8 protein-coding genes, 2 tRNA genes and 3 pseudogenes are annotated in these 8,202 nt (G+C 57.0%); 3 read left to right on the top strand and 10 right to left on the bottom strand.

The window, feature by feature from the left end; all coding sequences use genetic code 11:
• Positions 1-53 precede the first annotated feature (53 nt).
• The 4 genes and pseudogenes from FPT12_RS22435 to FPT12_RS22420 form a co-directional block, all read right to left on the bottom strand.
• Positions 54-155, bottom strand: a pseudogene (locus FPT12_RS22435) (DUF2280 domain-containing protein); the annotation flags it as partial.
• 31 nt (positions 156-186) lie between these two features.
• Positions 187-682, bottom strand: a pseudogene (locus FPT12_RS22430) (putative metallopeptidase).
• 197 nt (positions 683-879) lie between these two features.
• A complete protein-coding gene (locus FPT12_RS22425) occupies positions 880-1,119 on the bottom strand; it encodes a YceK/YidQ family lipoprotein (protein ID WP_145020161.1) in 240 nt (79 codons plus the stop codon).
• Between the two features lie 151 nt (positions 1,120-1,270).
• The gene (locus FPT12_RS22420; protein ID WP_145020158.1) at positions 1,271-1,630 is read right to left on the bottom strand and encodes a VOC family protein; all 360 of its coding nucleotides are present in this window, start codon (positions 1,628-1,630) and stop codon (positions 1,271-1,273) included.
• A 268-nt stretch (positions 1,631-1,898) separates the two neighbouring features.
• Between FPT12_RS22420 and FPT12_RS22410 the strand changes: the two genes are divergently transcribed.
• Together FPT12_RS22410 and FPT12_RS28065 are read left to right on the top strand one after the other, a co-directional pair.
• Positions 1,899-2,099, top strand: a complete 201-nt coding sequence (locus FPT12_RS22410) for a hypothetical protein (RefSeq protein ID WP_145020154.1) — start codon at positions 1,899-1,901, stop codon at positions 2,097-2,099.
• A 125-nt stretch (positions 2,100-2,224) separates the two neighbouring features.
• Positions 2,225-2,689 (top strand): annotated as a pseudogene (locus FPT12_RS28065) (tyrosine-type recombinase/integrase); the annotation flags it as partial.
• Positions 2,690-2,769: 80 nt separating this feature from the next.
• Here the strand turns inward: FPT12_RS28065 and FPT12_RS22400 are convergent.
• Together FPT12_RS22400 and FPT12_RS22395 are read right to left on the bottom strand one after the other, a co-directional pair.
• Positions 2,770-2,856: transfer RNA gene (locus FPT12_RS22400), tRNA-Leu, on the bottom strand.
• Positions 2,857-3,049: 193 nt separating this feature from the next.
• Positions 3,050-3,123: transfer RNA gene (locus FPT12_RS22395), tRNA-Cys, on the bottom strand.
• Between the two features lie 405 nt (positions 3,124-3,528).
• Between FPT12_RS22395 and FPT12_RS22390 the strand changes: the two genes are divergently transcribed.
• Positions 3,529-4,203 carry a DUF3313 domain-containing protein gene (locus tag FPT12_RS22390; protein ID WP_145020151.1) on the top strand — a complete coding sequence of 225 codons (675 nt, stop codon included), beginning with the start codon at positions 3,529-3,531 and terminating at the stop codon, positions 4,201-4,203.
• Positions 4,204-4,251: 48 nt separating this feature from the next.
• Here the strand turns inward: FPT12_RS22390 and FPT12_RS22385 are convergent, their stop codons facing one another.
• From FPT12_RS22385 to FPT12_RS22370, 4 genes are all read right to left on the bottom strand, one after another.
• Complete coding sequence (locus FPT12_RS22385; RefSeq protein WP_145020148.1) at positions 4,252-5,598, bottom strand: glutamine synthetase family protein; 1,347 nt, start codon at positions 5,596-5,598, stop codon at positions 4,252-4,254.
• A 23-nt stretch (positions 5,599-5,621) separates the two neighbouring features.
• Positions 5,622-6,179 carry a helix-turn-helix domain-containing protein gene (locus FPT12_RS22380; protein ID WP_019689871.1) on the bottom strand — a complete coding sequence of 186 codons (558 nt, stop codon included), beginning with the start codon at positions 6,177-6,179 and terminating at the stop codon, positions 5,622-5,624.
• A gap of 25 nt (positions 6,180-6,204) precedes the next feature.
• Complete coding sequence (locus tag FPT12_RS22375) at positions 6,205-7,494, bottom strand: FAD-binding oxidoreductase (RefSeq protein ID WP_145020145.1); 1,290 nt, start codon at positions 7,492-7,494, stop codon at positions 6,205-6,207.
• Between the two features lie 129 nt (positions 7,495-7,623).
• A complete protein-coding gene (locus FPT12_RS22370) occupies positions 7,624-8,148 on the bottom strand; it encodes a cupin domain-containing protein (RefSeq protein WP_145020142.1) in 525 nt (174 codons plus the stop codon).
• Positions 8,149-8,202 lie beyond the last annotated feature (54 nt).

Genomic DNA, 8,202 nt, shown 5'->3' with positions numbered 1-8,202 from the left:
CAGTGGCATCAATTTAACGGGGAGTTGGTGTCCGGTTTTGAAGGGGCAAGTCCACCATATTCTTTCTGGACCGCTTCAACAACCTGTGAGGCCGTGTCAAAGCACGCCAGGGCCTGAACGATAAAGGCCTTCACGTCGTTTTGAAGGGCTGCCATAGATTCTCATCCGTCCAGAGCCTGTCCAGAATCAGGCCGACTTGAGCAGACAGGTTCCGCAGGCCCTCGATATGTTCAATTTCCCCACCTCAGCAGGACTGTTTGCAGCATCCACCAAGACCTGAACCTCGGGGCTCGCACCGTAGCGGCGGACCACACCGACGAACTCTTCTACAGGTCGAGCAGTAATCGGCAGCCAGGGTGATGATGAAGTCCGGCACGTCGCCGAACCAATCGCGCATCTGCTGCTCCATCCGGGCTTTCTGCCATCCGCCGGCGCGGAACGCTACTTGTTCGGCCTGGCCCAGAACTGTGCGGCCCTGCCTCTCAAAGTGTGAAGACGCCCACATGATGCGGATGTCAGCATCCAGTAGATGGGCATGGTCTTCGTTGTGAATGCTGCCGGTGTCGGCAAGGATCTCGGCGCTCAGCCATTCCCACACCTCAGGCGCCGGAGTCAGACGGATGCCAAAATCGGATAGTTCGGACTGTTCAACCAGCACTCTCGGCGGCATTGGTCTGTCCACTGAGGATGACTCCGAATTCAAGGTGAATAGAGGGTGAAGAAAGTGCACCCACTTTGAGTAGCGCGAGATATCTGCATGTGAATAATGGGTAGGGCTGTATAAATCACTGAGAGTTATCTAATGCCCACTACCCTGAGAGTGTCAGATTTTTTGTGTCCGCGCCTAGCCCAGGCATAAGCCACAACGCTGGCATCGGATTAAAGGTTGCAGCTGTATTGGTACTCGAAGGGAAAAAATACTGTGTCGACCACCAACGAGAACGGCGCGTCGATGAGCAAAAAGGGGATTAGTTTTCCGCGGGATGCTCCTACCAACCACCAGTCAAACCGCACTCCGATGTAGGGGCATCGATGTTTGTCGTAATCCATCCGCATAGCGGTTGCTGCACACCCACTTAAACTGGCAATCAAAACCAGCAAAATCACTTTCCGAAACACGTAACGTCCTTATTACTTCTTTGCGCAGAGCTGCATAGACGCTGTTACGCAAAGTTAGTCACCCCTCCCGACACCACCCGCATGCACTCCCCTCCGCGCCCAACGGCAACCAGCGGAATGGATGAGTGCAGCCGAATGGTTTTGGATCGGGTCATGATCTGAATGCACGACTGGAAATGCTGACATTATTTTGGTCTGGATCTTTGGCATTGGAAAAACTGTACCCCTCTGCCTCGTGTGTCGGGCCAAAAAGCAGCCCCTTTTCTGCAGAGGTCTCCTTGAAAGCCTGAACGTCATCCACGTCAAAAACGATTTTGACGCACGCCTGACCGTTCTTTAGGCCTTTGGCCGCCTTGTGCAGAAGTAGCTTGGCGCCACCTGCTGGCGAAGTCAGTTCCGTGATGCCATTGAGCTCCGGCAATGCGGAAAACCCAAAATGCCGAGTGTAGAAATCAGATGTCTTGGCGACGTCCTTCGCATAAATGATCACCGCATTGATTGTTGGCTTCATATCACCCTCCATGGTTGGTCACTCAAATCAGCTAGCCATCTTAGACATAAATCCTCAACACGCCACCACCCAACTCATCCCGCCACCCTGGAGGCGCCCATGTCAGCACTTCGCAAGCCAATCCCCGAAGACGACTTTCTCGAAACTTCAGCCTGCTGGTACAGGCACTAATCACCCGCCTATTCACCGACGGCGCGATCACCATCGACGAGTTCAACCACTACTGCGAGCGGCTGCGCGACATCTGTCAGCGGCGCAAGGAGGCATGATGACCACATCACCAGTCAAAACGCTGATCAACGAGCCACTCGAGGACATCAGCGCTCACAACCTGCGCGAAGCATTCAGCTTGGCCGAACGGCGCGGATTCTTCGGTGCACCGATTGAGCAGTACGCCGAGCCTGGCTATGGCGGTCGCGTCCTGCAGGTGCTGCGCTACCGAGTTGCTCAACTGGAGCGTGAGCAATGAGCGGCCACGGCGCACATCTGCGCGGTCAAAACCTGGCTAGGCGCTGCGCGAAGCTTCGACGTGAAGGCCTGCCACCGACTGAGGTCGCTCAAATCGCCGGCGTCGATCGGGAACGGGTCGTCGGCCTACGCGACGCCATGGACCTTGCCTATTTGACAGGCCAGCGCGTGACCGACACACGCCTGATGGATGAGTAAGACGTTCGCGACGGGCAAATTTGGGTGCTGCAGGGCAAGACGAAGGCCAAGCGACGAATCGAAGTGACGGGTGAGCTGAAGGTTTTGATTGATCGAATCATGTCCCGAAAGTCAGGACATAAGGTCCGATCGACGCGGTTGATCGTTACGGAGGATGGCACACCTATGACGGTGGCGATGTTGCGTAGAAGGTTTGATGTGGCCAGGGAGGCTGCTGGCGTTTCAAAGCCAGAATTTCAAATGCGCGATTTGCGCGCAAAGGCCGGTACGGACAAGGCTGAATCGAGTGGCGACATCATGCAGGCCAAGGATCAACTTGGGCATACCACCGTTGTTATGACCGAGCAGTACATCCGCAACCGAAAAGGCAAGGAAGTCTCGCCAATCAAGTGAATTGCGGACCCACTCTGAAATTGCGGACCGGAAACGAACAAGGGTTTGCTTAGCTTTCGCTCGCAAACCCTTGATAAATATGGTGCCCGAAGCCGGAATCGAACCGGCACGCCCTTACGAGCGGGGGATTTTAAGTCCCATGCGTCTACCAGTTTCGCCATTCGGGCGGTAGCGCGGTGAAGCGTTCAAGAACGATCGAATGAACGATCAATCCTTTTTGGTGCGGTGCGGCAGGGGAAGAAATATATACACCCCTTCCCCTCTAAGCAAGTTCGCTGACGTCAAATTCAAGACAAAATCGTGCCGTCTACTGCAAATAAAAAAGCTCCGTAAATCAGTGATCTACGGAGCTATTTATAGTGGAGGCCGAGGTCGGAATCGAACCGGCGTAGGCGGATTTGCAATCCGCTGCATAACCATTTTGCTACTCGGCCTCAAACGTCCAATGCCTTAAAAACAACATCAAACGCATACAAACTGGAGAGGGAAACTGGATTGTTATCTGTTTCCAACCCTTTGATATCTAAAGGGTTTTTCTCGTTCCTGAATCAGGAATGGACGCAATTCTGGACGTGTTCGCCGGGCATGTCAAGGACAGGAAGAAAAAAATTCTATAGCACCCTACCGAGTGCATTCCACAACCAGGCAGACGATGTCACGGGGCAATGCGCCCACTAGCGTCACTACTGGATATTTCGCCATTCGTACCTACGCTAATTCGCGAGGGATCCGGGTTTCTGGCGGGCTGTGGCTGAGTGAGCTACGAAATCGACACGAATAACTCCGGTCTCACCACTAAGGCTACCTGAATAAAACGTCTCAACCCATGGAGTAAAAACATGGACCTGTCCAGAAACTTGCTTGTCGGTGTTGTCTTGACTGGCCTGCTGCTCGGCGGTTGTACCTCAAAAGTTACACAGAAGGAACAATACTCAGGGTTTCTTCCCAACTACAGCAACCTGCAAGAAGTCACCACCCCCAGCGGCGAGAAAGCCATGCGCTGGGTGACGCCTTCCTGGAACCCGAACGCTTACAACACGGTGGCCTTCAAGCAACTGGAACTGTACCCGGCCCCCAAGCCCAATGAGCGAGTCAACCGCCAGACGCTGGATCAGCTGCAAACCTACATGACGGACAATGCCAAGCGCGTGCTGAGCCAGAAGTACCGTGTGGTGCCCAATGTTCAGTCGGCCCCTGCCGGTTCGCGAGTCCTGGTCGTACGCGCCGCAATTACCGGGGTCACGGCCTCTAATGAGGGCATGAAATGGTATGAAGTGGTTCCGATCGCAGCCGCGGTAGGCGCGACTCAGGCGGCCACCGGTCACCGCGACCAGGACACCGAGTTGTACATCGAAGCCGAGATGATCGACGCGAGCAACGGCCAGACCGTGGCCAAGGTCGTGCGCAAGGTCATGGGCCAGCAGTTGAAAAATGCAAGCCAGCAGGTGACTGCCAACGACTTCAAGGTGGCACTGAAGAAACTGACCGACGACATGCAGGCCTTCCTTCGATAAAAACGGGGTAACACGCCGACTCAGTTCCCAGGGCTGAGTCGGCGGTCATTACAGATACCAGCGGTACTCGCGCGCACTGATCTCCTGCATGAAGGCCAGGTGGTCCTGGCGCTTGTTCTCGCAGTACACATCAACAAACTCTGCCCCCAATCCCTCCCGCAGTTGTGGCTGATGCTGCATGGCGCGTACGGCTTCGAGCATTTCCAGCGGGAAATCGATCCCGCTGTTGCGGTCTTCATTGAGCGCCGGGATCGGCTCGCGACCGGCTTCCAGCCCCTGCTCCAATCCCACCAGAATCGCTGCCAGCACGAGATAAGGGTTGGCATCCGCGCCCGCCAGGCGATGCTCGATGCGAAGATTTTTCGAATCCGAATCAGGAATCCGCACGCACGCATCGCGATCCTCGACCCCCCAGCTGGCACGGGTCGCCGCGTTCACCGTACCGCCCAAACGACGGAAGGCGTTCTGGTTCGGCGCGAAGATCGGCATGCAATGCGGCAACAGTTCGAGGCAGCCAGCCACCGCATGCCGCAGTGCTTGCTGCTGGTTGGCTGCCAGCAGGTTTTTACCCTCGGCATCATAAAGGCTGACATGCACATGCATGCCGCTGCCCGGATGCTGTAAGTAAGGCTTGGCCATGAAGCTGGCGCGATAACCGTGCTTGAGCGCGACGCCACGAGTGCTACGGCAAAACAGCGCCGCCCAGTCGGCAGCGCGCAGGCCGTCATCAAGGTGGCCGAAGTTGATCTCGAACTGGCCCGGCCCAAGTTCGGCAGTGATCACCGTAGTATCGATGCCTTGCACCCTCGCCGCTTCGACCATTTCATCGAGCACCGGCGAAAAGCGAAAGAGCCGCTCGATGTGCATGTTCGGCTGGTCATCGGCATCGTCCGACAGTTGATCGCGGGGGAACTGCGGCTGTCCCTCGCGCAGCTGTTTATCGAACAGATAAAACTCCAGCTCGAACGCCACTACCGGATGAATGCCTTTACCACGTAACCGCTCCAGCACTTGGGCGAGGACCTCGCGGGGCTCGAAGACGATCGGCTTTTCAGTGCCGTCCGAGGTGATCAGCATCTGACCCAGCGGCTTCGACTCCCAGCTCACCGGTTTCAGCGTGCCTGGCACCAGACGCCGCAGAGCATCCGGGTCGCCGTCGTTGAAACAGTAGTCGCCGATTTTGAACAGCCCACCTTGCACACCCAGTAATACGCAGTTCTGCGGTAGCTTGAGGGCGCTGCCGGCAGCCACCTTTTCGAGCATTTCTATCGGATAGCGCTTGCCGTAGAAATGCCCGGGAATGTCCAGGGCAATCAGGTCGACATAGCGCACCTCGGGGTAGCGTTGGCGAAAAGCACGAACTTCGGCCAGCAGATCAGAGCAGGCAGCATCCATCGTTGTTGTTCCTTTTATTGTTATCAGGTGTAAACCCAAAGCACTCGCGTGAGCTGATCAGTGAGGTTGCCGTAGCGACAGCGTGTGTGACTGTCGAGCTGAAAACTGTCGCCGGCCTGCAAGGTGACCGGCTCGTCGTCATCGCCCAACCACAGCGTCAATGCGCCTTCCAGCACGTAGCCGCCCTGCTCGGAGCTGTCGCTCAAGTGCCGCTCGCCACTGCTGGCGCCCGCCTCCAGTTGGCTTTCGAGCATCGAAAACGAGGCCCTGATCTTCGGCGAGACCAGAATGTCGGTAATTCCGTTGGCGTAGTACAACGTGCGGCGCTCATCCGGGCGGGTCACCCAAGGCAACACCTTAGGTTTCGGCAGGCTGTAAAAATAGGTGGTTGGCACGCCGAGGGTTTCGCTGATCGCGGTCAGGTCCGCCACGGTCGGCCGTGACAAACCCCGTTCGACTTGCGAAAGAAAGCCCACGGAACGGTCGATTTTGTCGGCCAATTCCTTGAGGGTGTATTTCTTGTGCTTGCGCAGATCGTGGATCAGGATCGCCAGCGCGGCGATTTCTTCTTGCTTGTTCATGCCAGTAATTCCGGAAGATGACTCATCAAATGCTGTCGCGCAGTCGGTACCAGGCCTTGCCGATGGCTTCCAATGGCGCTGCGAGGTATTTACCGCCGGGAAAGCTGTCATTACTCAAACCCTGGTACAAGGCCAGCTCATCCGGCTGACCGAGAATCGCATCGGACACGGCGCGAGCCCCGGCCAGCGTCGGGAGCACACCGTGCCCGGAATAGCCCTGTAGCCAGTAGAGGTCGCCACGCCGGCCAATGTCAGGGGTGCGCTTGAGGGTCAGGTCGATATGCCCACCCCAGGTGAACTCCAGCTCGACACCTTTGAGCTGCGGGAAGACCCGTTCCAGATAGGGCCGTGTCGCGGCGGCGATGTCTTTGGGCATCCCGCCCAGATAGGTGCAGCCGCCACCGAACAACAAGCGGTTATCCGGTGTGCGACGGAAATAATCGAGGACGAACTGATTGTCGGTGACGCAGACATTACTCGGCAGCAGCGCGCTGGCTTGCTCGGCAGTCAGCGGCGCGGTGGCCACCTGATAAGTGCCCACCGGCAACACGCAACTGGCCAGTTCAGGGTCGAGTTGATCAAGATAGGCGTTGCACGCCAGCACCAGGACATTTGCCCGAATGCTCCCGCGTTCGGTAGTCACCAGATACTGATCGCCTTCTTCGCGATAGCTCAGCGCTTTGCTCTGCTCAAAGATGCAGCCACCAGCACGTTCGATGGCTGCGGCCAGACCCAGCGCCAGCTTCAATGGATTCAGATGGCCACCTTCGGGGTCATAGAGCCCCGCCTGATAACGTTCGCTGGCGACCCACTGCGGTAACTGCTCACGCGCGATGAATTGCAGATCATCGTGGCCCCACTTGTGGCTGGCCTCGCGTTGCCACTCTGTCAGGAGACTGACCCGACGCGGCATGACCGACGTCCACAAGTGGCCGGGTCGATAATCGCAGTCGAAACCATGGCGTGCGGGCAACTCGCGCAGCTCCCGCGCCGCCCAGCGCATGCCGTCCCACAAGCGCCGCGCGCGTTCATAACCCAGCGCAGCCTCCAGGGGCGGCATGTCACACGACCAGCCGAGAATCGCCTGCCCACCATTGCGCCCCGAGGCAGCCCAGGCAACGCGACTGGCTTCCAGCAACGTCACGCGCTTGCCAGCCAAGGCCAGGCGCAACGCGGTATGCAGGCCACTGAAGCCGGCACCGACGATCAGCACCTCGGCAGTGTGTTCACCTTCCAGAGCGGCTCGATCCAACAGGCGATCAGCGCAACTGTAGGCGTAATAGCTGGCGACATGCTGCGAGGATTGCTGAAACATTCGGGCGCCCATGAAATTATGTTTTTATAATTTCATGAAAAACTACAGAATAAATTTCATAGGCGCAACACCCTACTGATCCCTCGCAGGCTCGACAGCTGCTACGGAGTGCGTTCTGGTCTTACTGTTTTATTCTCGCGCCAGCCGCTCAAACAGCGCCGAATGCTCTGGAAACAGCTCCCCAAGCCTGCGCCGACTGCCCAATTGCATATCCGCAAAATCAAACCCTGGCGAAACGGCTTCACTGATCAGGCCGTAAGCGCCCGGTCCAGCCATGAGCTGCGAAGCCTTCCAGACACCGCCCGGCACATGCAATTGCAGGCACTGCCCGGCAGTGACGTCATTGCCCATCACCACGGTTTTCAATGCGCCGTCCGGATAGATGAGGAAGTACTGAATTGCATCGCCTACATGGTAGTAGTGAACGATGTCGGATTTGTTCAAATGAAAGTGGCCGACGGGAGACGTGCCCGTCAGCAAGTAATAGATCGAGGTCATCGCATAACGCCGACCACCTGCGGTCTCGACCATGGGCTGGCGATCAGACTGAAAGGTTCTGCGGTAATAACCGCCTTCCACATGGGGTTCCAGGTCGAGTGCAGCGACGATGTCCTGGGCGCTGGGAGTGTGTCTGCCGGGTTTGCTATCCGTCATGCCAAAGGCCATCAGTCAGGTGGAATCATGAAACCTTGCATAGTATGTGACGGA

This window comes from Pseudomonas sp. H3(2019) (assembly GCF_007713465.1).
GTDB lineage: Bacteria > Pseudomonadota > Gammaproteobacteria > Pseudomonadales > Pseudomonadaceae > Aquipseudomonas.
This window is presented reverse-complemented; position numbering and strand designations above follow the sequence as displayed.

What these genes read in the sequence shown, in the direction of transcription:
- FPT12_RS22420 (WP_145020158.1), bottom strand. Translation starts at nt 1,630, where the DNA reads ATGAAGCCAACAATCAATGCGGTGATCATTTATGCGAAGGACGTCGCC.
- FPT12_RS22410 (WP_145020154.1), top strand. Translation starts at nt 1,899, where the DNA reads ATGACCACATCACCAGTCAAAACGCTGATCAACGAGCCACTCGAGGAC.
- FPT12_RS22390 (WP_145020151.1), top strand. Translation starts at nt 3,529, where the DNA reads ATGGACCTGTCCAGAAACTTGCTTGTCGGTGTTGTCTTGACTGGCCTG.
- FPT12_RS22385 (WP_145020148.1), bottom strand. Translation starts at nt 5,598, where the DNA reads ATGGATGCTGCCTGCTCTGATCTGCTGGCCGAAGTTCGTGCTTTTCGC.
- FPT12_RS22380 (WP_019689871.1), bottom strand. Translation starts at nt 6,179, where the DNA reads ATGAACAAGCAAGAAGAAATCGCCGCGCTGGCGATCCTGATCCACGAT.
- FPT12_RS22375 (WP_145020145.1), bottom strand. Translation starts at nt 7,494, where the DNA reads ATGTTTCAGCAATCCTCGCAGCATGTCGCCAGCTATTACGCCTACAGT.
- FPT12_RS22370 (WP_145020142.1), bottom strand. Translation starts at nt 8,148, where the DNA reads ATGACGGATAGCAAACCCGGCAGACACACTCCCAGCGCCCAGGACATC.